The following is a 22,455-nucleotide window of genomic DNA, read 5'->3' as shown; positions in this document are numbered from 1 at the left end:
CTCTGTTCCGCTCCTTTGAACACGCTCGCGCGTCACATGGATTCGCGAGTCTAAACAAAGAAGGAGAGACCTCTTGGAAGGTCCTGAAATCACCGCCACCGAGGCCGTTCTCGACAACGGCCGCTTCGGCACCCGCACCATCCGCTTCGAGACCGGCCGCCTCGCGCAGCAGGCTCAGGGCGCCGTCGCCGCGTACCTCGACGGCGAGACCATGCTCCTCTCGGCCACCAGCGCAGGCAAGCACCCGCGCGAGGGCTTCGACTTCTTCCCGCTGACGGTCGATGTCGAGGAGCGTTCCTACGCTGCCGGCAAGATCCCCGGTTCGTTCTTCCGTCGCGAGGGCCGCCCCTCCACCGAGGCGATCCTGGTCTGCCGTCTGATCGACCGCCCGCTGCGTCCGTCGTTCGTCGACGGCCTGCGCAACGAGGTCCAGATCGTCATCACCGTCCTGTCGATCGCACCGGGCGAGTTCTACGACGCTCTCGCGATCAACGCCGCGTCCGCGTCGACGCAGATCTCGGGTCTGCCGTTCTCGGGCCCCGTCGCCGGTGTGCGTCTCGCGTTCATCCCCGGCCAGGGCGAGCACGCCGACCAGTGGGTCGCGTTCCCGACCGCCGAGCAGGTCTCGGAGGCCGTGTTCGACCTGATCGTCGCCGGTCGCGTCGTGACCAAGGCCGATGGCACGGAAGACGTCGCCATCATGATGGTCGAGGCCGAGGCCACCGAGCACAGCTGGAACCTGATCAAGGCCGGCGCCACCAAGCCGAACGAGGATGTCGTGGCCCAGGGCCTCGAGGCCTCGAAGCCCTTCATCGCGCAGCTCGTCAAGGCTCAGGCTGAACTCGCAGCGACCGCCTCGAAGGAGCCGGGCGTGTACCCGGTCTTCCCCGCGTACAGCGACGAGGTCTACAGCTTCGTCTCGGAGCGCGCATTCGCCGAACTCAGCGACGTGTACCAGATCGCGGACAAGGTCGAGCGTCAGACCGCTGACGATGCGATCAAGGACCGCGTCAAGGCAGAGCTGATCGAGGCCACCGAGGCGGGTTCGCTCCCGGCCGCGGCGCCGCTCGAGTTCTCCGCCGCGTACAAGTCCGTCACGAAGAAGATCGTGCGCGGACGCATCCTCACCGAGGGCGCCCGCATCGACGGTCGTGGTCTGGCGGACATTCGTCCGCTCGACGCCGAGGTGCAGGTCATCCCGCGCGTGCACGGCTCCGCGATCTTCCAGCGCGGCGAGACCCAGATCCTCGGTGTCACCACGCTGAACATGCTCAAGATGGAGCAGCAGATCGACTCGCTGTCGCCTGTGACGAGCAAGCGCTACATGCACCACTACAACTTCCCGCCCTACTCGACCGGTGAGACCGGCCGTGTCGGTTCGCCGAAGCGTCGCGAGATCGGGCACGGCTTCCTGGCCGAGCGCGCCCTCGTGCCGGTGCTGCCGAGCCGCGAGGAGTTCCCGTACGCGATCCGTCAGGTCTCCGAGGCGCTGAGCTCCAACGGCTCCACCTCGATGGGCTCGGTCTGCGCGTCGACCCTGTCGCTGCTGAACGCGGGTGTGCCGCTGCGCGCCCCCGTCGCCGGCATCGCGATGGGCCTCGTCTCCGACGAGGTCGACGGCGAGACCCGCTACGCGGCTCTGACCGACATCCTGGGTGCGGAAGACGCTCTCGGTGACATGGACTTCAAGGTCGCCGGTACCAGCGAGTTCGTCACGGCGATCCAGCTCGACACGAAGCTCGACGGCATCCCGTCGTCTGTGCTCGCCGGCGCGCTGACCCAGGCCCGTGAGGCTCGTCTGACGATCCTCAACGTCCTGAACGCCGCGATCGACGCTCCGGACGAGATGGCGCCCACCGCGCCTCGCGTCATCAGCGTGCAGATCCCGGTCGACAAGATCGGCGAGCTGATCGGCCCGAAGGGCAAGACGATCAACGCGATCCAGGACGAGACCGGTGCGCAGATCTCCATCGAGGAGGACGGCACCGTCTACATCGGCGCGACCGACGGCCCCTCGGCCGAGGCCGCCCGCGCCCAGGTCAACGCGATCGCTAACCCCACGAACCCGGAGGTCGGGGAGCAGTTCCTCGGCACCGTCGTGAAGATCGCCACCTTCGGTGCGTTCGTCTCGCTGCTCCCGGGCAAGGATGGCCTCCTGCACGTCACCGAGGTGCGCAAGCTCGCCGGTGGCAAGCGGGTCGAGAACGTCGACGACGTGCTCTCGGTCGGCCAGAAGATCCTCGTGAAGATCACGAAGATCGACGACCGCGGCAAGCTCTCGCTCGAGCCCGTCCTGGACGACGCTCCTGCCGCTGACGCAGCACCCGCCGAGGACGCTGCAGCCGAGTAAGCGCAGCGTTCCAACGGAACCCGGGTCTCTCCGTCAGGGAGGGGCCCGGGTTCTGCGCTGTCACGGTGTGACCAAATCGTTATCGGGCGTTTCCGCGCCGTTCCCCGGATTGGTCAGGACGTTCGCTGAATTCGCTTACCCTCGAAGTACGCACCGGGGGGTGCAGATCGAGCAGGTACGCAGGTCGGCACGCACCGATCGACGCGGGGGTGAGAGAGTATGCGGTTGTTCAGCGTAGGCGCAGGAGCGTCTGAGGAACGTGCCCAGCAGGGCATCGCCGAGCATCCCTCTGCGCCCATCCCGATCGTCGGGCCAGGGATAGGGGAGACGATCCGAACCGCTCTCGGCGAGACCGGCTACGAGACGTTCCCGTTGATGCTGGGAGCTGCGGAGTTCGGCTGGAACGTCGACCTCGAGACCAGCCACGGCATCCTCGACCGCTACGTGGAGTTCGGCGGAAACGCGATCCACACGGCTGACGGCTTCTCCGGGGGTCGCAGCGAGCACATCATCGGGCAGTGGCTGCGTTCACGCGGCCAGCGCGACCGCAGCATCGTGAGTGTGCGCATCGGGGCCCACGCCGACAACCCCGGTCTGGGCTCGGTCAATCTCGTCCGCGCGGTGGAGGGGTCCCTGACGCGTCTCGACGTGGATCGCATCGATGTCGTCTACCTCGACGCCACCCTCGATGCGACCACGAACCTCGAAGACACGTTGGCGACCGTCGAATGGTTGATGGAGGCCGGAAAGATCGGTGCGCTCGGTGCGTTCGGGTTCGCGCCGGAGCGACTCGTCGAGGCGCGCATCCTTGCGTCGGCCGGCTACCCGCGCATCAAGGTGATCGATGCGCCGTACAACCTCGTCCGTCGTCAGCCGTTCGAGGGTGATCTCCGGCTCGTCGCGGGTGCGCAGAACCTCGCGGTCACGCCATCGCACGCGCTCGAGCACGGCTTTCTCTCCGGGCGCCACCGCAGCAAGGCGCTCACCTCGCGCGGCGTGCGGGGCGAGCAGCTGCGAGGGCATCTCAACCGCCGGGGCATCAAGATCCTGCGCGCTCTCGATCAGGTCGCCGACGAGGTGAGCGCTCCGGTCGCGGCGGTGTCCGTGGCTTGGTTGCTCGCCCAGCGCACGGTCGCCGCGCCGATCGTCAACGCCTTCGCCAGCGATCACGTCGATGAGCTCATGCAGGGAGCGGGCGTCTCGCTTTCGCGCAGCCAGGTCGCCGAGCTCACCCGGGCGGGAAACTGAGTATCCCTTCACCCGTGACATAGGGTGGAAGGGAGGCCCGGCGGATGCTGGCGATGAAGCGAGCGAGTTGTGACGCACTACATATATCTGGTCAGACACGGTGAACATCAGGATGCCGAGCATGGTCTCGCCGACGGACCCCTCTCTCCGAGAGGCCAGCGTCAGGCGGAACTGATCGCCGACCGTCTGTCGGGGCTTCCTCTCGATGCCGTCTGGCATTCGCCGTTGCTGCGTGCGAACGAGACGGCACGGGCGATCGCGGCACGCCTTCCGTCGGTCGACCCCGAGCCGACCGCTCTGCTCTTCGATTGCGTTCCCACGGGGATGACCGAGGAGACTCCCTCGGTGTTCGAGCCGTTCTTCGGATCCGTCACCGAGGCGGAGATCGAGGCGGGGCGGGCGCAGATGTCGGATGCCGTGAACGAGTTCCTGGTGCGCAAGACCGGCGATGTGCACGAGGTGCTCATCACCCACAACTTCGTGATCTCCTGGTTCGTCCGCGAGGTGCTCTCCGCCCCCGAGTGGCGGTGGATGACCCTCAACCAGTCGCACTGCGGTCTGACGGTGATCGCGCAGAAGCAGGGGCGACCATGGACGCTGCTCACGCACAACGACACCGGCCACCTTCCGGTGGAGCTGCGGACCGGGATCCCCGACGCGCTCCTGGTCTGAGCCACCTGCGCAGGCGCAAGATGGTGCGTCCGGCCCGCGCGCCCCGGGCCGGACGGCGTCACCCGCGAAATAGACTGGACGCATGACCACGCAGGTAGCACTCGTCGGCGGAACCGGGAAGCTCGGCACGATCATCGGTGCGGTGATCGACGAGCTCGAGGGCTTCGAGGTGAGCCGGGTGCTGACCTCATCCAGTGATCTGTCCGAACTCGACGGCGCCGACCTCGTGGTCGACGCGTCGACGCCGCAGGTCAGCATCGACGTCGTGCGCGCCGCCGTCGAGCGCGGCATCAACGTGCTGGTCGCGACCTCCGGCTGGTCGGCTGAGCGCATCGCTCTGGTGCGCCCTCTCGTCGAGGCGGCGGGCACCGGCGCGGTGTTCATCCCCAACTTCTCGCTGGGATCCGTTCTGGGTTCGGCACTGGCCGCCGCAGCTGCGCCCTTCTTCGGCTCGGCCGAGATCATCGAAGCCCATCGTGAGACCAAGATCGACTCGCCGAGTGGAACCGCTGTGCGCACCGCGGAACTGATCGCTGCCGCCCGTGCCGAGCAGGGGCCGGTCAGCGCACCGCACGCAGACCAGCGCGCCCGCGGGCAGCAGGTCGGCAGCGTGCCGATCCACTCGCTGCGTCGTCCCGGTGTCGTCGCCAAACAGGAGGTCATCCTCTCCGGTCCCGGCGAATCGCTCACGTTCACGCACGACACGATCGATTCGGCGCTCGCCTATGCCCCCGGCATCCGGCTCTCGGTGCCGTTCGCGGTGCAGGCCACCGGTGTGTTCGTGGGTCTCGAGCACATGATCGACATCGGCATCCGGTCGTGATGTCGCGCATCGGCGTCGCGCTGATGGCCGCGGCGCTTCTGGTCTACCTCGCGGTGGCGATCTGGCTCGCCGTGATGTTCATCTCGGTCGGCACACCCGTGTCGATCGGTATGGGGATCACGCTCCTCGTTCTGGCGCCGATCGGAGCATGGGCGCTCATCCGCGAGATGATGTTCGGATTCGGTGCCGACCGCCTTGGGCGACTTCTCGATGCGGAAGGCGGGATGCCGCCGGTTGAGACCGAACTGACCCCCAGCGGCAGGATCGCCCGCGCCGACGCGGATCCGCTCATCGCGCGGTACGCGGCCGAAGCGGATGCGGCAGGCGAGGACTGGCGGGCGCGCTACCGGTTGGGCGTGGTGCAGGATGCGGCGGGCCGCCGCAAGGACGCCAGGGCCAGCATTCGCGAGGCCATCCGTCTCGCGCCACGCCGACCCTGACGACGCACTCAGGCGAGCGTGGCCTCGAGGGTGATCTCGATTCCGGCGAGCGCCTGCGACACCGGGCAACCGGTCTTTGCGCCGTTCGCGATCTCCTGGAATGCCTCGGGCGTCAGGTTCGGGACCGTCGCGTTGACGTTGAGGTGGCTGCCGGTGATGCCGACGCCGGGCTTGAAGGTGACCGAGGCCGTCGTGTTCACGCGCTCCGGCGGGGTGCCGTTCTCGGCGAGCGCGTGCGAGAGCGCCATGCTGAAGCAGGAGGCGTGCGCGGCGGCGATGAGCTCTTCCGGGGTGGTCGTCGTGTCGCTGCCTTCGCTGCGGGCCTTCCAGTTGATCGGAAAGGTGCCGAGGTTCGACGACGAGAACGCGACGGTGCCGGATCCCTCCATGAGCGATCCGGTCCACGTGCTGGCGGCTTCGCTGGTGACGGGCATGATTCCTCCGGTTCTCGAGCTGCGGGCGCAGCGTCGACTCGTGGTCAGCCTAGCGAGCGTCCTGCCGACGCGGAACCGCGGTCAGGCGGGGGTGGCTTCGCGACCGACGACGCCCGCGCGCTGCAGCAGGAGGTAGAGCTGGCAGCCCAGGCAGAAGGCGAAGGCGGCGTTGAGGAATGCGGCGATGAATGCCGCGGACGTCGCGATCGGCAGCGCCCACGGAACACCCAGGAGGTGCAGGACGAGGCCGACACCCACGACGAAGAGCCCGACGCCCTGCGAGAACCGCGGCGGCCGCGGGTCTTCGAGCTCCGTCGGAGCGGCGAGGCGTGGACGGATCGCTGAGCGGAACAGCGTGGCCCAGGGGGCCGTCTGCGGAGAGACCAATCCCCAGAGGAACAGGAGAGCGATGACGACCGTGAGGAGGAACCCCGGGTCGAGAGCGCGCTGCAGGAGCGGGGCCGAGGAGATCGCCCACCCGGACGGAACGAATGTGGCATCGGCGAGGGGCTGGTAGGCGAACCAACCGAACGAGGCGATTCCGGTCCGGAGAGTCGAGATCCCGATCAGGGCCAGGAACGTCGCCACCAGCAGCAGGACCGCGGTGATGGCGGCGGCGAAGCGGGGGCCTCGGGGGTCGATACCTGCGGGGGTGCTCATGGGGCGCTCCGGTCTTCCGGCTCAGACGGCGGTGAGGGCTTCGGTGAGGGCGTGCCTGGTCGGCACTCCGTGGAATCTCGCGCGGACGGCACCGGCACCGTCGACCACGAAGGTCGTGGGCGTCTGGAGCACCTTGTAGCGCGCGGAGAGATCGGGCCGGTGCGTCAGATCGACCTCCACATGGGCGAGACCGTCGTGGTCGTCGGCATACGAACCGAGCAGACGTCTCACCTGTGGGCACCGCGCGCACATCTCGGTGCTGAACTGCACGAGAGTCGCGCGGGACCCGAGCTCCGAGGTGACCGCGTCCGCCGGATCGAAGCGGAGAGCACCGCCGTCCCGCCGTCGTCCGTCTCGCCGGCGCAGCACGACGCCGATGCCCGTCGCGAGCACGAGGAGTGCTGCGGCGATACCGAGGGCGAGCGCGGGTGACATGGGTCGAGGATATGTCGTGTCGAAGCGGGATCGGGTCGATGTTTCCGACGATGACGGAGGGCCCACGCGCGGAAGCGGTTCCACCCGAGGAGGCGAGCGTGACGGTATCGTGGCTGTCATGAGCGCAGCCGTCCCGACTCCTTATGAAGACCTGCTCCGCGACGTCCTGGAGACCGGCACGCATAAGTCCGATCGCACCGGGACGGGGACGACGAGCGTCTTCGGGCGTCAGATCCGCTTCGATCTGTCGAAGGGCTTCCCCCTCATCACCACCAAGCGCGTGCACTTCAAATCCATCGCGTACGAGCTCCTCTGGTTCCTGCAGGGTGATTCCAACGTCGGGTGGCTCCGCGAGAACGGGGTCACGATCTGGGACGAGTGGGCCGATGAATCCGGCGACCTCGGCCCGGTCTACGGGGTGCAGTGGCGTTCGTGGCCGACGCCGGACGGGGGGAGCATCGACCAGCTCTCCGACGTGATCGAGCAGATCCGACGCTCGCCCGACTCCCGTCGGCTCATCGTGTCTGCCTGGAACCCGGCCGACATCCCGGACATGGCGCTCGCGCCCTGTCACGCGCTGTTCCAGTTCTACGTCGCCGACGGCAAGCTCTCGTGTCAGCTGTACCAGCGCAGCGCCGACATGTTCCTCGGTGTGCCGTTCAACATCGCCTCCTACGCATTGCTGACCATGATGATCGCCCAGCAGGTCGGCCTCGAGCCCGGAGACTTCGTCTGGACGGGCGGAGACTGCCACGTCTACGACAATCACGTCGATCAGGTGCGGGAGCAGCTCAGCCGTGAGCCCTACCCCTACCCGACGCTGCGTTTCGCGCGGAAGCCCGAATCGATTCTCGACTACCGCTATGAGGACTTCCTCGTGGAGGACTATCAGCACCACGCGCCGATCAGGGCGGCGGTCGCGGTATGACCTGGGTCGGGTTGATCTGGGCCGAGGCGCACGGAGGGGTCATCGGTGCCGAGGGTGGCATGCCCTGGCACGTGCCCGAAGACCTGGCGCACTTCAAGGAGGTCACCCTCGGCGCTCCCGTGGTGATGGGGCGCAAGACCTGGGACTCGCTGCCCGAGCGATTCCGCCCGCTCTCCGGACGCGACAACATCGTGGTGACACGGCAGCAGGACTGGTCCGAAGAGGGCGCGCGGCGTGCATCCACCGTCGCCGAGGCCGTTCGCGGGCTCGACAGGGTCTGGATCATCGGCGGGGCGGAGATCTTCCGACAGGTGATCGGCGACGCCGATCGGCTGGAGGTCACCGAGCTCGACCTCGACGTCGCCGGCGACGCCTACGCACCGGCGAAGACCGGGTGGCGCCTCATCGACGAGGGGGAGTGGCTCACGTCGCGCACGGGAGTGCGGTACCGCTTCCTGGGATACGAGCGCTGATGCCCACAGCACTGATCACCGGAGCCAGCGCCGGACTGGGCGCGGAGTTCGCGCGTCAGCTCGCGCGGCGACGTGCCGACCTCGTCCTGGTGGCGAGATCAGAGGACGCGCTGGAGATGCTGGGCGCCGAACTGCGGAACGAATACGGGGTCGCGGTCGAGATCGTCCCCGCCGATCTGGCGGAAGAGGCCGGCGTCGAGAAGGTCGCCGCGCGTCTGCGCGACACGGCGGACCCCATCGACCTCTTGGTGAACAACGCCGGGTTCGGTCTTCCGCTGCAGTTCGCCGACAACGACATCGACGATGAGGTGCGTCATCTCCGTGTGCATGTGGAGGCGTCGATGCGTCTCATGCACGCGGCACTGCAGTCCATGCGTGGTCGTGGCGGTCGCATCATCAATGTGGCTTCCGTGGCCGGTTTCATCTCCCGGTCGACGTACTCCGCCTGCAAGGCCTGGCTCATCGGATTCAGCCGCTGGGCGAATGCCGAGTACACGCGCGACGGCGTCTCCGTCACGGCGCTGTGCCCCGGGTTCACGCACACGTCCTTCCACGAACGCATGGGGCTCGCGGTGGGCCAGGAGGGCGTTCCCGGCATCATGTGGTTGAACGCGCGGGACGTCGTGCGCGTCGGCCTGCGCGATGCCGCCCGTGGCAGGTCGGTCTCGGTGCCGTCGCTGCGGTACAAGGTGATCGTGGCGCTGACACGCCTCCTCCCGAGCACGCTCACCTCCCGCGTGGCGCGCCGAGGCCGCGTCTGACCGGCAGCGGTCATCTGATCGGCAGCGGTCAGTGGAACCTGCCGAGCAGGATCCCCGCCTTGGCGATCGCCGCGATGGTCTCTCCGTCGGTGATGTCGCCGTCGGCGATCATGCGCAGCACGTGCGCGAAAGGTACCCACGAGACGGCCTGGATGCCTTCTTCGGCCTGGCTCTCGGCGGCGTCGCTCCCGTTCGCGTCGTCGTCCTCAGCGACCGGGCGCAGATCGCGTGCGAGGAAGACGTGTTCGGGCGCCTCGGCGATCCCGTTCAGAGCGTGCATGGTGCCCAGGGGCGTCCACTCACCGGCTTCGAATCCGGTCTCCTCCCTGAGCTCGCGTCTCGCCGCGAGCAGGGGGTCTTCCCCGTCGCTGCCGCCAGCGGGAACCTCGACGGTCCTCCCCACGGTGTAGCGGTCGATCGTGACGAGACACACACGGTCTTCCTCGTCCACGGCGACGATGAAGACCGCGGGGTGCCGCATGGTGACGACACCGTAGATGCCGTCCGCGCCCGCTGGTCCTGTGACCCGGTCCTCCCGCACCCGGATCCACGCGTTCTCGTACTTCGTCTCGGTGCCTCGTGTGACCCATGCCATGCTTCGAGCGTAGATCGGCGACGTCTCGCGCGTCACCGCGTCCGCATGAGCGGCAGCCGAACCGATACGCTGGGTCTATGACGCACTCGGGCAACCCATTCGGGCAGGTTCTCGTCGCGCTCGTCACTCCGATGACGGCCGACGGCGAAGTCGACTGGCCCGCCGTCGAGAAGCACATCGATGACGTGATCACCGCGGGAGCGGACGGCATCGTCGTGACCGGGACGACAGGCGAGACCTCGACCCTGACGGACCCCGAGAAGCTCAAGCTCGTCGAGGTGGGCAAGTCCGTCTCCGCGGGGCGGGCCAAGATCATCACCGGCGGAGGCTCCAACGAGACAGCGCACGCGATCGAGCTCTACAAGGCCAGCGAGAAGGCCGGCGCCGACGGCATCATGATCGTCACGCCCTACTACAACAAGCCCACGCAGGCCGGCATCCTCACGCACTTCCGTCTGGTCGCCGATGCGACCGACCTCCCCGTGATCCTCTACGACATCCCGGGACGCACGGGTGTGCCCATCAAGTACGAGACCATCCTGCGTCTCGCGAAGCACCCGAACATCCTCGCCGTGAAAGACGCCAAGGGCGACTTCTCCGAGGTGAGCCGCGTGCTCAACCAGACGGATCTGATGTACTTCTCCGGAGACGACGCGAACGTGCTGCCGCACCTCGCGATCGGCGCGACCGGTCTCATCGGCGTGACGGCGAACGTCGCAGCGGCGCCGTACCGCACGATCATCGACGCGGTGAACGCCGGCGACCTCGCCACGGCGACCGCCGAGCACAAGCGCCTCGAGCCGCTCGTTCGCGCTGTGATGACCCATGTGCCCGGAACCGTTGCGGCCAAGTACATCCTGCACGGACTCGGTCGCATCTCGAGCCCGCGCGTCCGCCTTCCCCTGGTCGGTCCCGAGGAGTGGGAGGCCGCGCTCATCGAGGATGAGCTCGACCTCGTGCAGAACGTTCCCGGGGCCGATTTCTCGAACTTCCGACCCGACCGCAACGCGGCTGCGGGTGGTGCCCTGCCGAAGGTGCACGGCACGACGCGCTGAGTCGCGTCGCCATGAACGAACGGACGCGCGGAGTGTCCGACTGAGGAGACAGCATGTCCATTCCCCTGGTAGAACCGACCGCTCTCGACGAAGGGACGCTACGGGTCATCCCGATCGGCGGACTCGGCGAGATCGGTCGCAACATGACCATGTTCGAGTACGACGGCAAGATCCTGATCGTCGACTGCGGTGTGCTCTTCCCCGAGGAGCACCAGCCCGGTGTCGATCTGATCCTTCCCGACTTCGAGCCCATCCGCGACCGGCTCGACGACATCGTCGGCGTGGTGCTCACGCACGGTCATGAAGACCACATCGGCGCGGTTCCGTATCTGCTCCGGCTCAAGAGCGACATCCCCCTGATCGGCTCGGGCCTCACTCTCGCGCTGGTCGAGGCGAAGCTCAAAGAGCATCGGATCAAGGCCTTCACGCTCACGGTGAAGGAGGGGCAGCAGGAGCGGGTCGGTCCGTTCGACCTCGAGTTCGTCGCCGTCAACCACTCGATCCCCGATGCGCTTGCCGTCGCCATCCGCACACCCGCAGGAATGGTGCTCGCCACCGGTGACTTCAAGATGGACCAGCTGCCGCTGGACGGTCGGATCACCGACCTGCGTGCGTTCGCCCGCCTCGGTGAAGAGGGCGTGGACCTGTTCCTCGTCGACTCGACGAACGCCGACGTCCCCGGCTTCACCCCGACCGAGCGCTCCATCGGCCCCGTGCTCGACCAGGTGATCGCGAAGGCGCCCCGTCGCGTCATCGTCGCGAGCTTCTCCAGCCACGTCCACCGCGTGCAGCAGGTGATCGACGCCGCGCACGCCAACGGCCGCCGTGTCGCGTTCCTCGGCCGCAGCATGGTCCGCAACATGACCATCGCCGAGCAGCTCGGCTACCTCAAGGTGCCGGACGGTGTCCTCATCGACTTCAAGAAGGCGCGCGACCTGCCGGACGAGCAGATCGTCTACATGTCGACGGGCTCCCAGGGCGAGCCGATGGCCGTGCTCAGCCGCATGGCGAACATGGACCACGCGATCGAGATCAGCGAGGGTGACACCGTCATCCTCGCCTCCAGCCTCATCCCCGGCAACGAGAACGCCGTGTATCGCGTCATCGACGGACTGACCAAGCTCGGCGCGAACGTCGTGCACAAGGCGAATGCGAAGGTGCACGTCTCCGGGCACGCCGCCGCCGGTGAGCTGATCTACTGCTACAACATCCTGGGGCCGAAGAACGTCCTCCCCGTGCACGGCGAGTATCGGCACCTGATCGCTAATGCCAAGCTCGCGCAGGACACCGGTATCTCCGAGGAGAACACGATCATCGCCTCGAACGGCACCGTGATCGACCTCAAGGACGGCGTCGCGAAGGTCACCGGGCAGCTCGACCTCGGATTCGTTTACGTCGACGGCTCCACCGTCGGAGAGATCACCGATGCCGACCTCAAGGATCGCCGCATCCTCGGCGAGGAAGGCTTCATCTCCGTGATCGTGGTCGTGGACGCCGGCACCGGACGCATCATCTCCGGTCCCGAGATCCACGCGCGCGGTGTCGCCGAGGACGACTCGGTGTTCGACGACGTCACGCCGAAGATCGTCGCTGCGCTCAAGGAGGCGTCGGGCAACGGCGTCCGCGACACCCACGCACTGTCGCAGGTCGTGCGACGCACGATCGGTCGCTGGGTGAACCAGCGGCTGCGTCGCCGTCCGATGATCGTGCCGCTCGTCATCGAGGCATGACGACAGGCGAGTCGTCTCGCACTCACGGGTGAGCGTCATCCCGATGTAACACCGACGTCCTATGCTCGCGTCATGTACAGGGACTTCTCCCTTCGCAGGGCGGCGCAGACGGATGCGACGTTCCTCGGCGACATGCTCGTCGAGGCCGCCAATTGGCGCGCCGGGGGAGTGCGTCCCCGTCATGAGGTGCTGACGTCGCCCGACCACCGGCGCTACCTCGCGGGCTGGAAGCGCATGGCGGACGACGGACTGGTGGCTGCCGGCGACGACGGTACACCGGTGGGTGCGGCCTGGTACCGGGTGCTCCCGCAGAACGATCCCGGGTTCGGTTTCATCGGTGTCGCGGTCCCGGAGCTGATCATCGGTGTGCACCCGCTCTGGCGTGCCCGAGGCGTCGGGCGGGCGCTGCTGCGCGGCGTCGTGCACCTGGCGGGCTCGCAGGGGCATGCCCGGATCAGCCTGAGCGTGGAACGGGACAACTTCGCGCGCAACCTGTATCGAGCCGAGGGTTTTGCCGTGGTGAGTCAGGGCGCGACCCGCGACACGATGGCTCGCGGCACGGCGTGATCGCGCCCCTCGGATCCATGGAAAGCCGCGTCATTACGCGGAGATGTCGGCTGTTGGACGTAACGTGAGAGCATGGCCAGGAGTACCACGAAGACAGAGAGCGCGTCGACCAGCGCACCGTCGCGCCCCAAGCGGCAGACGGCTCCCAAGGCCCAGCCCGCTCGCAAGGCGCAGCCCGCTCCCAAGAAGTACATCGACGAGGCAGACAAGCCGCCGGTCGCCGTCCGGGCCTGGGTCGGGCTGGCGCACGGCGTCGGCGGACTCTTCCGCGCGTTCGGCCCCGAGACTCTCGAGAAAGACGATCGTCGCGACGGTTTTCCCTTCCTCCTCGTGCTCCTCGCCGTGCTCGGAGCGGTCAACGAGTGGTTCTTCATCGGCAACGAGGTCGCTGCGAACATCAGCGCGTATTCGGTCGGAGGGCTGATCGGGCGCGTCGCATTCGTGATGCCCGTTCTGCTGCTCCTGCTCGCCGGATGGCTCTTCCGCCACCCTTCGTCGGTTCACGACAACGGCCGCATCGGAATCGGTTTCGGGTTGTTCGTCCTGACGCTCGCCGGCTTCTGCCACGTCGCGGGGGACGGCCCTCAGCCCAAGGAGGGCATGCTCGCACTGAGCGAGTCCGGCGGACTCTTCGGATGGATGCTCGGCCAGCCGCTCAGCTACCTCACCGACATCCCCGCGTACATCGTGCTGTCGCTGCTGGCGGCGCTCAGCATCCTCATCCTCACCAAGACTCCGCCGAACCGCATCGGCGCCCGTCTCGGCGATCTCTACGCCTGGATGTTCGATGCCGAGCGTCCGGAGAAGTCGACCAAAGACTCCGCGGCGATCGACGACGCCGACAAGGTCGACGATCCCGACGTGCTGCCGTGGTGGCGGCGCAACAAGACCGGCCGCGAAGAGGACCCCGACGAAGGCACGCTCGGCTCCGACGACATCACCGCGCTGCTCACGACGTCCGACCCGACTCCCGCCTATGACCAGGCCGTCGTCGTCGAGAACCCGTACGACGCCGCCACCGAGGTGCTGTCCGACGTGAGGTCCGTCGCCGATTCGCTCGCGGAGCAGCAGACCACGGCGCTGCTCGACGACTCCTCCGACACCGGAGAGGTGCCGGAGCTTCCCGGCCTCGACGGCTTCGGCACAGAGGGGCCAGGCGACCGCGGGCCGCAGGCGCCCGTGACGCCGTACATCCTGCCCTCTCCCGGTCTTCTGGTCGAGGGGCCGCCTCCGGTGATGCGCTCCGAGGCCACCGACAAGGTGATCGAGCAGATCACCAGTGTGCTGTCGCAGTTCAAGGTGGATGCGAAGGTCACCGGCTTCTCGCGCGGCCCGACGGTCACCCAGTACGAGGTCGAGGTCGGTCACGGCGTCAAGGTCGAGAAGATCCTGCAGCTGAGCAACAACTTCGCCTACGCGGTCGCCTCGAACGACGTCCGCATCCTCTCGCCGATCCCGGGCAAGAGCGCGATCGGCATCGAGATTCCCAACGCCGACAAGGAGATGGTCGCGCTCGGCGACGTGCTGCGTTCGCCCGCCGCGCAGAAGAGCACGCATCCGATGACGATCGGCGTGGGCAAGGACGTCGGCGGCAACATCGTCATCGCGAACCTCGCGAAGATGCCGCACCTCCTGGTGGCCGGTTCCACCGGCTCCGGTAAGTCGAGCTTCGTGAACTCCATGATCACCAGCCTGCTGATGCGGGCGCGGCCCGCCGATGTGCGCATGGTCCTCATCGACCCGAAGCGCGTGGAGCTCACCAGCTACGCCGGTGTCCCGCACCTGATCACGCCCATCATCACGAACCCCAAGAAGGCGGCCGAAGCGCTGCAGTGGGTCGTGAAGGAGATGGACATGAGGTACGACGACCTCGCGTCTTTCGGCTTCCGTCATATCGATGACTTCAACCGTGCCGTGCGCGCCGGGGAGGTCGAGCTCCCGGTGGGCAGCGAGCGCGTTCTGAAGCCGTACCCGTACCTCCTGGTCGTGGTCGACGAGCTCGCCGACCTCATGATGGTCGCCCCTCGCGACGTGGAGGACTCGATCGTGCGCATCACGCAGCTCGCGCGAGCCTCCGGCATCCACCTCGTCCTCGCGACCCAGCGGCCGAGCGTCGACGTCGTCACCGGACTCATCAAGGCGAACGTCCCGTCTCGACTGGCCTTCGCCGTCACCAGTGTCACCGACAGCCGCGTCATCCTCGACAGCCCCGGGGCGGACAAGCTCATCGGTCAGGGTGACGCGCTGTTCTCGCCGATGGGCTCGTCGAAGCCGTTCCGTCTGCAGGGCGCGTGGGTCGACGAGAAGGAGATCGACGCGGTCGTCAAGCACGTCACCCGCCAGGCTCGTCCGGACTATCGTCCCGACGTGCAGGAGGCGATGGAGCCGACCAAGAAGAAGGAAGTCGACGAAGACATCGGCGACGACCTGGAACTGCTGCTCGCGGCTGCCGAGCTCATCGTCTCGTCGCAGTTCGGATCGACCTCGATGCTCCAGCGCAAGCTGCGGGTCGGCTTCGCGAAGGCCGGTCGCCTCATGGACCTGCTGGAGTCACGTGAGATCGTCGGCCCGTCCGAGGGCTCCAAGGCGCGCGACGTGCTGGCCACGGCCGAGCAGCTCCCACAGGTGATGGCGAAGCTGCGCGGTGACGACGTTCCGACGTCGCCGCCCGCTTCCGCCGCCCCTGTCGCTCCGCCGGTGCCACCCCTGCCCCAGACGCACGATCCGATCGCTGCCCAGTATGAGGGGCTTCCCGAGGTGGAGGCCGAGGGCGACGAAGACGCCTGGGGCCTGACGGGACGCGACTGATGGCCATCCCGCGGCAGCTGCCCAACGCCATCACCGTCGCGCGCATCCCGCTGGCGGTCGTCTTCTTCGTCCTGTTGCTGCTGGGCGGAACCTACGGCCTCGCCGAGCCCGGCCTCCGGTGGACGGCCGCGGTCATCTTCATCGTGGGGATCTCCACGGACTGGGTCGACGGCTACCTCGCGCGCAAGTACGACATCGTCAGCGATTTCGGCAAGCTCTGGGATCCCATCGCCGACAAGATGCTCACGGGGGCCGGGTTCATCGGACTCGCCATCCTCGGCGAGGTCGGCTGGTGGATCGTCGCCCTCATCCTCGTGCGCGAGTGGGGGATCACGTTCCACCGGCTCATGGTCGCCAGCGAGCATGTCGTCGCTGCGGCCTGGATGGGCAAGATCAAGACGGCGTTCCAAGGTGTGGCGCTCGGCTGGGCGTTGCTTCCGCTGCACTATTTCGTCGGTCTCGACGCATGGACGTTGATCACCTTCATCCTCATGCTCATCGTCCTGGTGCTCACGGTCGCGAGCGGTATCGACTACATCGTTGCGCAGGTCCGCGGCTCGCGCCGGAAGTCGTGAGCGACGCGGCTGCTGCCGTCCTCGCGGCGCTGGGTCGACGGGGATGGACGCTCGGAGTCGCGGAGTCGCTGACCGGCGGCGCCCTGTGCGCCGACCTGGTCTCGGTTCCCGGCGCGTCCACAGTGCTGCTCGGCGGGGTGGTGGCGTACGCGACGCCGGTGAAGGCGTCGGTGTTGGGCGTCGACGCGGATCTTCTCGCCGTGCACGGGCCGGTGCATCCGCAGGTCGCGCTGCAGATGGCAGACGGAGTGAGGAGTGTCGTGCGCGTCGGCGGCTCGCCGGCCGATGTCGGGGTGTCTACGACGGGAATCGCCGGTCCGGATTCCCCCGACGGGCAACCGGTCGGCACGGTGCACATCGGCGTGGTGACGCCGGCGGCGATGAGGACGACGGCCTTCCGTTTCCTCGGAGATCGCGACTCGATCCGCGCGCAGACGGTCGCGGCAGCGCTCGAAGAACTGTGCGCGATGCTGGCGGAATAGCAGGACCGCCGGGGTGGTTATCTCTGATGTGCTCACACTTAAACCACAGAGCGCAGGGGTAGATTCTGTGCATGCCAGGGGTACTAGACTGGCTGTCTCATCGGGGGAGACCTCGAACGATCACATGGGGAGGAGGTTCCGATGATTCTTGTACGACAGGAAATCGGCGATGTGCTGAGGGACTTCCGCCTGCAGAAGGGGCGCACCCTCCGGCAGGTCGCAAGCAAGGCGTCGGTTGCGCTCGGCTACCTCAGCGAGGTCGAGCGTGGGCAGAAGGAGGCGTCGAGCGAGATCCTCGCTTCCGTCGCCGACGCGCTCGACGTTCCCATTTCAACGATCATGCGCGAGGTCGGAGACCGCATCTCGGTGCTTGAGGGCATCCAGGTCTTCCCGGACGTCGTTCCCGACGACCTCGTCGCGTCGATCGAACCTCAGCTTTCGCTGCACTGATCCCCGGTCGGGGAAGCCATGCGTCGTAGTGAGTTCCTTCGCGCCGTCGAGACCGAGTTTCAGGCGCGCGCGTCCTCTCTGGTGAACGACCTGACGCTCAGCGCTGTCGGCGGTCGAACCGCGCTCGAGGCGCTGGCCGAGGGAACCCCACCACGCGACATCTGGTTGGCGTTGTGCGTCGAGATGGACGTTCCGGAGAACAGGCGACACGGCGTCGGTCGGCAGGAGCCGCGCGGACGCTGAGTCGTTCGTCGATCTCCGATGCCTACGGGAAACGACCTGAGATTCACGGCGTGTCGTCGAAGATCTGTTCGAAGCGGGCGTAGTCTTCTGCACAAGTGGTTCAGGGAATCTGTTCTGCACGGTATGTGAGCTCTCCGCGTCGATGTCGGTGGCCTCTCCTACGGTGGAAAACAAGCCGAAGAGCCATTACGCCTTGTCGGAGAGTTTCTCCCAGCCGGGAGAGCCGCGACAGCCTACAGGCGGCATCACGCGCGCAGAAGGAGCACATCATGCCATCACCCGCCGACCGCGAGAAGTCCCTCGAGACCGCCCTCGCCCAGATCGATCGCCAGTTCGGAAAGGGCTCGGTCATGCGGCTGGGCAGCGATGAGCGCGCCCCCGTGGCGGTCATCCCCACCGGCTCCATCGCCCTCGACGTCGCTCTCGGCGTCGGAGGCCTCCCGCGTGGTCGAATCGTCGAGATCTACGGACCGGAGTCCTCAGGTAAGACGACCCTCACCCTGCATGCGATCGCGAACGCTCAGCGCGCAGGCGGAATCGCCGCGTTCATCGACGCCGAACACGCGCTCGACCCCGACTACGCCGCGAAGCTCGGCGTCGACATCGACGCGCTCCTGGTGTCGCAGCCCGACACCGGTGAGCAGGCCCTCGAGATCGCCGACATGCTCGTGCGCTCGGGAGCCATCGACCTCATCGTCATCGACTCCGTGGCGGCGCTCGTGCCCCGCGCCGAGATCGAGGGCGAGATGGGCGACTCGCACGTCGGTCTGCAGGCGCGACTCATGTCGCAGGCGCTGCGTAAGCTCACCGGTGGCCTGAACCAGACCAACACGACGATGATCTTCATCAACCAGCTTCGCGAGAAGATCGGCGTCTTCTTCGGCTCGCCCGAGACGACCGCCGGTGGTAAGGCGCTGAAGTTCTACGCCTCGGTCCGCATGGACATCCGTCGTATCGAGACCCTCAAGGACGGAACCGACGCCGTCGGAAACCGCACCAGGGTCAAGGTGGTCAAGAACAAGATGGCGCCGCCGTTCAAGCAGGCCGAGTTCGACATCCTCTACGGCGTCGGCATCTCCCGTGAGGGCAGCCTGATCGACTTCGGCGTCGAGCACGCCATCGTGAAGAAGTCGGGCTCGTGGTACACCTACGACGGTGACCAGCTGGGCCAGGGCAAAGAGAACGCGCGCACCTTCCTGTTGAACAACCCCGATATCGCGCTGGCGATCGAGACGCAGATCAAGCAGAAGCTCGGTATCGGCGGCCCCGCTTCGGTACCGGCAGCTGCAGACGAGCTCGCTGAGCGTCGTCCGGCCTGATGAACGACACGCGTGGGGGCGATCCCGACCGGATCGCCCCCATCATCCCCCTCTTCGGCGGTGGGTCGAAGAAGCAAACGCACACGCCGCCGCCTCGCCTGGCGGAAGGCGACGACCAGTCGACGGACGATCCCCGCGCCAGCGACGCGGCGGTCTGGCGCACGACCTGGGATGCCCCTCCGGACAGTGCCTCGCACATCGACGCGTCCGACGCGGGTACTCCCAGCGATCGTCATCCCGCGCGGGGGATCAGGGGCAGTTCCGCCACAGCGTCGACGCGCCCGACGAAGTCCGCTCCTCACCTTCGCGCACTCGGCGGCGGAGAGAGCGACGATGCCGGCGCCGACGAGAAGGCATCGTCGGACGAGGTGCGTGTGGCCGCGGAGGAGTCTCTCGTCCGTAAGCTGCGGGCGCGATCGTTGTCCATCTCGGAGGCCCGACAGGTCCTGCGAGGCGTCGGCCTCGACGGTGCGGTCGTCGACGAGGTGATCGATGACTTCTCCCGTCGCGGCTATCTCGACGACGCCGCCCTCGCCGCCGTGCTGGTGACATCGGGCGTCGAGCGGAAGGGACAGGGACGGGTCGCGTTGTCTCGCGCACTCGCGCAGCGCGGCATTCCGCGCGATGTGGTCGACGGTGCTCTCGATGAGTTGCCGGACGACGATGACGATCGCGCGCTGGAGTTCGCTCGCGGCAAGGCGCGGTCGATGAGCCGGCTCGATCACGACACGGCTCTGCGGCGGCTGGTAGGCCAGCTCTCACGACGCGGCTACAACGGAGCCGTGGCGATGAAAGCCGCGAAGGCTGCGCTGCGGGAGAACTCCTTCGGAGGTTCCACGTCCGGGGTCCGATTCGTCGACTCGGACTGATGCCGGGACGCCGCGACAGCTCAGCAACGGCTCGTACAATGGGGAGATCATGACTATCCCGCGCAGCGAACCGACGATCATCGGCGCGTCGTCGGCAGCCGTCGACGACGACGGACGACAGCGATCGTATGAAGTGCGCACCTTCGGGTGCCAGATGAACGTGCACGACTCCGAGCGGCTCTCGGGCTCGTTGGAGAGCGCCGGCTATGTGAGAGCCGTCGACGGTGACGAGGCCGACGTGGTGATCATCAACACCTGCGCCGTCCGCGACAACGCGGCAGGCAAGCTGTACGGCACCCTCGGGCACCTCGCTTCCGTCAAGCGTCGCAAGGAAGGCATGCAGATCGCCGTCGGCGGCTGCCTGGCGCAGATGGACAAGCAGGCCGTGCTCGACAAGGCGCCCTGGGTCGACGTGGTGTTCGGCACGCATAACATGGGCTCATTGCCGGGTCTGCTCGAGCGCGCGCGACACAACGGCGATGCCGAGCTCGAGATCCTCGAGTCGCTCGAGGTCTTCCCCTCGACGCTGCCGACCAAGCGCGACTCGGCGCACAGCGGCTGGGTCTCGATCTCGGTCGGCTGCAACAACACCTGCACCTTCTGCATCGTTCCGAGCCTGCGCGGCAAAGAGAAGGATCGTCGCCCCGGCGACATCCTGAACGAGATCCGTCTCCTGGTCGAAGACGGCGCGATCGAGGTCACGCTTCTCGGCCAGAACGTCAACTCCTACGGGGTCGAGTTCGGTGACCGTCAGGCCTTCGGCAAGCTCCTGCGCGCGGCCGGCGACATCGAGGGGCTGGAACGGATCCGGTTCACGAGTCCCCACCCCGCGGCGTTCACCGATGACGTGATCGACGCCATGGCCGAGACGCCGAACGTGATGCCGCAGTTGCACATGCCGCTCCAGTCAGGGAGCGACCGCATCCTCAAGGCGATGCGCCGCTCCTACCGGAGTGAGCGTTTCCTCGGGATCCTCGAGCGGGTTCGTGCCCGCATCCCGAATGCCGCCATCACCACGGACATCATCGTCGGGTTCCCCGGTGAGACCGAAGACGACTTCGAGGACACGATGCGGGTGGTCGAGCAGGCGCGTTTCTCCAGCGCGTTCACCTTCCAGTACTCGATCCGCGAGGGCACACCCGCGGCGACGATGGAGGATCAGGTCCCTAAGGAGATCGTGCAGGCCCGCTACAACCGCCTGATCGCTCTGCAGGAACGTATCTCGCTGGAGGAGAACCAGAAGCAGGTCGGCCGTGAGATCGACGTGCTGGTCGCGACCGGCGAAGGCAAGAAGGATACCGAGACACACCGCCTCACGGGACGCGCCGAAGACAACAGGTTGGTGCACTTCGAGGTGACCCCGGGGTCCGAGCTGCCTCGCCCCGGAGACGTGGTCACCGTGACCGTGACACACGGCGCCCCGTTCCATCTGCTCGCCGACGATCCGACGGGCGCGCCCCTGAAGATCCGTCGGACCCGCGGCGGCGACGCGTGGGATCGATCGCAGTCGGAATCGTGCGCAGTCCCCGCCTCTGTCGGCGACGGTGCGCCGAAGGCCGTGTCGCTCGGTCTGCCCACGCTGCGCGTGGGCGTGTGACCGGACGGAACGTGCCAGCGCCACGTCTCTGGGCGATCGTCGGGGCGACCGGCACCGGTAAGAGCGATCTCGCGATCGAGCTGGCCGAGACGCTGCGTGCGGAGGGAAACCCCGCCGAGGTCGTGAACGCCGATGCCATGCAGCTCTATCGCGGGATGGACGTCGGCACCGCGAAGGTCTCGATGACGGAACGCCGGGGCGTCCCGCACCACCTCTTCGACGTACTCGACGTCGACGAAGATGCGGCTGTCGCGTGGTACCAGCCGAGAGCTCGTGAGGCGATCGAAGAGATCCACCGCGGGGGAGGAGACGCGATCCTCGTCGGCGGATCCGGTCTCTATGTATCGAGTGTCGTCTACGACTTCCGATTCCCTCCGCGCGACCCGGAACTGCGGGATCGTCTCGAACAAGAGCTCGAGACCCGAGGGGCCGCGCATCTGCTCGAACGTCTGCGAACTCTCGACCCGCAAGCGGCTACTCGCGTCGATCCACAGAATCCGCGCCGCATCATCCGTGCGCTCGAGGTCCTCAAGCAGGGGAGCGAGACGCACGGTGCCTCGCTTCCGGAGAAGCCTGTCCTGTGGCATCCGCATACTCGTCTCATCGGTCTGCATGTGGACCGCCCCTCTCTCGTGGAGCGGCTGGACTCCAGGGTCGAGCGCATGTGGAAGGGCGGCCTCCTCGCCGAAGTCGAGGATCTTCGTGCGCACGGGCTCGAGCGTGGAGGAACGGCTCCTCGCGCGATCGGGTACGCGCAGGCCCTGGCCCAGCTCGACGGCGGCCTCACGGAGCGTGAGGCGATCGCACAGACCCAGGCGCTCACGAGACGCTATGCGCGACGCCAGGTGTCCTGGTTCAAGCGGTATCCCGACCTGGAGTGGTGGGAGGCTCCGGTGCGGGCCGTGACGCTTCTCCACGCCTGATCTCGATGTCGGAGGGTG

General features: G+C 67.3%; 24 protein-coding genes. 20 read left to right on the top strand and 4 right to left on the bottom strand.

The window, feature by feature from the left end; genetic code table 11:
• Positions 1-73: 73 nt before the first annotated feature.
• The 5 genes from MicroSTF_RS03900 to MicroSTF_RS03880 all read left to right on the top strand — a co-directional run bounded on the left by MicroSTF_RS03900 (position 74) and on the right by MicroSTF_RS03880 (position 5,533).
• Positions 74-2,350 (top strand): polyribonucleotide nucleotidyltransferase, encoded by a 2,277-nt coding sequence (locus MicroSTF_RS03900; protein WP_021198619.1) that lies wholly within the window; start codon positions 74-76, stop codon positions 2,348-2,350.
• A 219-nt stretch (positions 2,351-2,569) separates the two neighbouring features.
• Positions 2,570-3,598 (top strand): aldo/keto reductase, encoded by a 1,029-nt coding sequence (locus MicroSTF_RS03895; protein WP_021198620.1) that lies wholly within the window; start codon positions 2,570-2,572, stop codon positions 3,596-3,598.
• Between the two features lie 69 nt (positions 3,599-3,667).
• Positions 3,668-4,270, top strand: coding sequence for a histidine phosphatase family protein (locus MicroSTF_RS03890; protein WP_021198621.1), 603 nt, complete (start codon positions 3,668-3,670; stop codon positions 4,268-4,270).
• A gap of 82 nt (positions 4,271-4,352) precedes the next feature.
• The gene (gene dapB / locus MicroSTF_RS03885) at positions 4,353-5,093 is read left to right on the top strand and encodes a 4-hydroxy-tetrahydrodipicolinate reductase (RefSeq protein WP_021198622.1); all 741 of its coding nucleotides are present in this window, start codon (positions 4,353-4,355) and stop codon (positions 5,091-5,093) included.
• On the top strand, positions 5,093-5,533 hold the full coding sequence (locus MicroSTF_RS03880) for a hypothetical protein (RefSeq protein WP_021198623.1): 441 nt from the start codon (positions 5,093-5,095) through the stop codon (positions 5,531-5,533). The genes dapB and MicroSTF_RS03880 overlap by 1 nt, the downstream gene beginning before the upstream one ends.
• A gap of 8 nt (positions 5,534-5,541) precedes the next feature.
• On the opposite strand, the gene MicroSTF_RS03875 is transcribed toward MicroSTF_RS03880, so the two are convergent.
• The 3 genes from MicroSTF_RS03875 to MicroSTF_RS03865 all read right to left on the bottom strand — a co-directional run bounded on the left by MicroSTF_RS03875 (position 5,542) and on the right by MicroSTF_RS03865 (position 7,062).
• Positions 5,542-5,967, bottom strand: coding sequence for an OsmC family peroxiredoxin (locus MicroSTF_RS03875; RefSeq protein ID WP_021198624.1), 426 nt, complete (start codon positions 5,965-5,967; stop codon positions 5,542-5,544).
• An 81-nt stretch (positions 5,968-6,048) separates the two neighbouring features.
• On the bottom strand, positions 6,049-6,627 hold the full coding sequence (locus MicroSTF_RS03870) for a DUF4395 family protein (protein ID WP_029259012.1): 579 nt from the start codon (positions 6,625-6,627) through the stop codon (positions 6,049-6,051).
• A 21-nt stretch (positions 6,628-6,648) separates the two neighbouring features.
• Positions 6,649-7,062, bottom strand: a complete 414-nt coding sequence (locus MicroSTF_RS03865) for a thioredoxin family protein (RefSeq protein WP_021198626.1) — start codon at positions 7,060-7,062, stop codon at positions 6,649-6,651.
• 118 nt (positions 7,063-7,180) lie between these two features.
• On the opposite strand from MicroSTF_RS03865, the gene MicroSTF_RS03860 reads away from it, so the two are divergent.
• Genes MicroSTF_RS03860 through MicroSTF_RS03850 form a run of 3 tightly spaced genes read left to right on the top strand, consistent with a single transcriptional unit; the run spans position 7,181 to position 9,224 of the window.
• Positions 7,181-7,990 (top strand): thymidylate synthase, encoded by an 810-nt coding sequence (locus MicroSTF_RS03860; protein WP_029259014.1) that lies wholly within the window; start codon positions 7,181-7,183, stop codon positions 7,988-7,990.
• Complete coding sequence (locus MicroSTF_RS03855) at positions 7,987-8,463, top strand: dihydrofolate reductase (protein ID WP_021198628.1); 477 nt, start codon at positions 7,987-7,989, stop codon at positions 8,461-8,463. Before MicroSTF_RS03860 ends, MicroSTF_RS03855 begins: the two co-directional genes overlap by 4 nt.
• Positions 8,463-9,224, top strand: coding sequence for an SDR family NAD(P)-dependent oxidoreductase (locus tag MicroSTF_RS03850; protein WP_297554292.1), 762 nt, complete (start codon positions 8,463-8,465; stop codon positions 9,222-9,224). Before MicroSTF_RS03855 ends, MicroSTF_RS03850 begins: the two co-directional genes overlap by 1 nt.
• A 28-nt stretch (positions 9,225-9,252) precedes the next feature.
• Here the strand turns inward: MicroSTF_RS03850 and MicroSTF_RS03845 are convergent, their stop codons facing one another.
• Complete coding sequence (locus MicroSTF_RS03845; RefSeq protein ID WP_297554290.1) at positions 9,253-9,819, bottom strand: NUDIX domain-containing protein; 567 nt, start codon at positions 9,817-9,819, stop codon at positions 9,253-9,255.
• Positions 9,820-9,896: 77 nt separating this feature from the next.
• On the opposite strand from MicroSTF_RS03845, the gene dapA reads away from it, so the two are divergent.
• The 12 genes from dapA (at position 9,897) to miaA (ending at position 22,437) form a co-directional block, all read left to right on the top strand.
• Complete coding sequence (gene dapA, locus MicroSTF_RS03840) at positions 9,897-10,874, top strand: 4-hydroxy-tetrahydrodipicolinate synthase (protein WP_029259018.1); 978 nt, start codon at positions 9,897-9,899, stop codon at positions 10,872-10,874.
• A 53-nt stretch (positions 10,875-10,927) separates the two neighbouring features.
• Positions 10,928-12,604, top strand: coding sequence for a ribonuclease J (locus tag MicroSTF_RS03835; RefSeq protein WP_322953702.1), 1,677 nt, complete (start codon positions 10,928-10,930; stop codon positions 12,602-12,604).
• A gap of 72 nt (positions 12,605-12,676) precedes the next feature.
• Positions 12,677-13,171, top strand: a complete 495-nt coding sequence (locus tag MicroSTF_RS03830; RefSeq protein ID WP_029265528.1) for a GNAT family N-acetyltransferase — start codon at positions 12,677-12,679, stop codon at positions 13,169-13,171.
• A 72-nt stretch (positions 13,172-13,243) separates the two neighbouring features.
• Entirely contained in the window at positions 13,244-15,979 is a 2,736-nt protein-coding gene (locus tag MicroSTF_RS03825) for a DNA translocase FtsK (protein ID WP_297554282.1), read from the top strand.
• On the top strand, positions 15,979-16,554 hold the full coding sequence (gene pgsA / locus MicroSTF_RS03820) for a CDP-diacylglycerol--glycerol-3-phosphate 3-phosphatidyltransferase (RefSeq protein WP_297554280.1): 576 nt from the start codon (positions 15,979-15,981) through the stop codon (positions 16,552-16,554). Before MicroSTF_RS03825 ends, pgsA begins: the two co-directional genes overlap by 1 nt.
• Positions 16,551-17,036 carry a CinA family protein gene (locus MicroSTF_RS03815; RefSeq protein ID WP_297554278.1) on the top strand — a complete coding sequence of 162 codons (486 nt, stop codon included), beginning with the start codon at positions 16,551-16,553 and terminating at the stop codon, positions 17,034-17,036. Before pgsA ends, MicroSTF_RS03815 begins: the two co-directional genes overlap by 4 nt.
• A gap of 141 nt (positions 17,037-17,177) precedes the next feature.
• On the top strand, positions 17,178-17,486 hold the full coding sequence (locus MicroSTF_RS03810; RefSeq protein ID WP_017830901.1) for a helix-turn-helix domain-containing protein: 309 nt from the start codon (positions 17,178-17,180) through the stop codon (positions 17,484-17,486).
• 18 nt (positions 17,487-17,504) lie between these two features.
• The gene (locus tag MicroSTF_RS03805; protein ID WP_021198637.1) at positions 17,505-17,729 is read left to right on the top strand and encodes a DUF3046 domain-containing protein; all 225 of its coding nucleotides are present in this window, start codon (positions 17,505-17,507) and stop codon (positions 17,727-17,729) included.
• 269 nt (positions 17,730-17,998) lie between these two features.
• Positions 17,999-19,048: a recombinase RecA gene (recA, locus tag MicroSTF_RS03800; RefSeq protein ID WP_021198638.1), complete on the top strand. Its 1,050-nt coding sequence runs from the start codon at positions 17,999-18,001 to the stop codon at positions 19,046-19,048.
• On the top strand, positions 19,048-19,917 hold the full coding sequence (locus tag MicroSTF_RS03795) for a regulatory protein RecX (protein WP_297554272.1): 870 nt from the start codon (positions 19,048-19,050) through the stop codon (positions 19,915-19,917). Before recA ends, MicroSTF_RS03795 begins: the two co-directional genes overlap by 1 nt.
• Before the next feature lie 49 nt (positions 19,918-19,966).
• On the top strand, positions 19,967-21,514 hold the full coding sequence (gene miaB / locus MicroSTF_RS03790) for a tRNA (N6-isopentenyl adenosine(37)-C2)-methylthiotransferase MiaB (protein WP_322953692.1): 1,548 nt from the start codon (positions 19,967-19,969) through the stop codon (positions 21,512-21,514).
• 11 nt (positions 21,515-21,525) lie between these two features.
• A complete protein-coding gene (gene miaA / locus MicroSTF_RS03785) occupies positions 21,526-22,437 on the top strand; it encodes a tRNA (adenosine(37)-N6)-dimethylallyltransferase MiaA (protein ID WP_322953690.1) in 912 nt (303 codons plus the stop codon).
• The last annotated feature ends 18 nt before the right edge of the window (positions 22,438-22,455 follow it).

The sequence above is a fragment of the Microbacterium sp. STF-2 genome (assembly GCF_034650155.1).
Taxonomy (GTDB): domain Bacteria; phylum Actinomycetota; class Actinomycetes; order Actinomycetales; family Microbacteriaceae; genus Microbacterium; species Microbacterium maritypicum_A.
The sequence above is the reverse complement of the archived record's forward strand: the minus strand, read 5'-3'. Positions and strand labels throughout refer to the sequence as shown.

Bases quoted from the DNA above. Each gene is read 5' to 3' on its own strand.
- dapA (WP_029259018.1), top strand. From the start codon at position 9,897: ATGACGCACTCGGGCAACCCATTCGGGCAGGTTCTCGTCGCGCTCGTC.
- MicroSTF_RS03805 (WP_021198637.1), top strand. From the start codon at position 17,505: ATGCGTCGTAGTGAGTTCCTTCGCGCCGTCGAGACCGAGTTTCAGGCG.
- MicroSTF_RS03870 (WP_029259012.1), bottom strand. From the start codon at position 6,627: ATGAGCACCCCCGCAGGTATCGACCCCCGAGGCCCCCGCTTCGCCGCC.
- MicroSTF_RS03860 (WP_029259014.1), top strand. From the start codon at position 7,181: ATGAGCGCAGCCGTCCCGACTCCTTATGAAGACCTGCTCCGCGACGTC.
- MicroSTF_RS03810 (WP_017830901.1), top strand. From the start codon at position 17,178: ATGATTCTTGTACGACAGGAAATCGGCGATGTGCTGAGGGACTTCCGC.
- recA (WP_021198638.1), top strand. From the start codon at position 17,999: ATGCCATCACCCGCCGACCGCGAGAAGTCCCTCGAGACCGCCCTCGCC.
- dapB (WP_021198622.1), top strand. From the start codon at position 4,353: ATGACCACGCAGGTAGCACTCGTCGGCGGAACCGGGAAGCTCGGCACG.
- MicroSTF_RS03835 (WP_322953702.1), top strand. From the start codon at position 10,928: ATGTCCATTCCCCTGGTAGAACCGACCGCTCTCGACGAAGGGACGCTA.
- MicroSTF_RS03865 (WP_021198626.1), bottom strand. From the start codon at position 7,062: ATGTCACCCGCGCTCGCCCTCGGTATCGCCGCAGCACTCCTCGTGCTC.
- MicroSTF_RS03825 (WP_297554282.1), top strand. From the start codon at position 13,244: ATGGCCAGGAGTACCACGAAGACAGAGAGCGCGTCGACCAGCGCACCG.
- MicroSTF_RS03830 (WP_029265528.1), top strand. From the start codon at position 12,677: ATGTACAGGGACTTCTCCCTTCGCAGGGCGGCGCAGACGGATGCGACG.
- pgsA (WP_297554280.1), top strand. From the start codon at position 15,979: ATGGCCATCCCGCGGCAGCTGCCCAACGCCATCACCGTCGCGCGCATC.
- MicroSTF_RS03855 (WP_021198628.1), top strand. From the start codon at position 7,987: ATGACCTGGGTCGGGTTGATCTGGGCCGAGGCGCACGGAGGGGTCATC.
- MicroSTF_RS03795 (WP_297554272.1), top strand. From the start codon at position 19,048: ATGAACGACACGCGTGGGGGCGATCCCGACCGGATCGCCCCCATCATC.
- MicroSTF_RS03895 (WP_021198620.1), top strand. From the start codon at position 2,570: ATGCGGTTGTTCAGCGTAGGCGCAGGAGCGTCTGAGGAACGTGCCCAG.
- miaB (WP_322953692.1), top strand. From the start codon at position 19,967: ATGACTATCCCGCGCAGCGAACCGACGATCATCGGCGCGTCGTCGGCA.
- MicroSTF_RS03850 (WP_297554292.1), top strand. From the start codon at position 8,463: ATGCCCACAGCACTGATCACCGGAGCCAGCGCCGGACTGGGCGCGGAG.
- MicroSTF_RS03880 (WP_021198623.1), top strand. From the start codon at position 5,093: ATGTCGCGCATCGGCGTCGCGCTGATGGCCGCGGCGCTTCTGGTCTAC.
- MicroSTF_RS03875 (WP_021198624.1), bottom strand. From the start codon at position 5,967: ATGCCCGTCACCAGCGAAGCCGCCAGCACGTGGACCGGATCGCTCATG.
- MicroSTF_RS03845 (WP_297554290.1), bottom strand. From the start codon at position 9,819: ATGGCATGGGTCACACGAGGCACCGAGACGAAGTACGAGAACGCGTGG.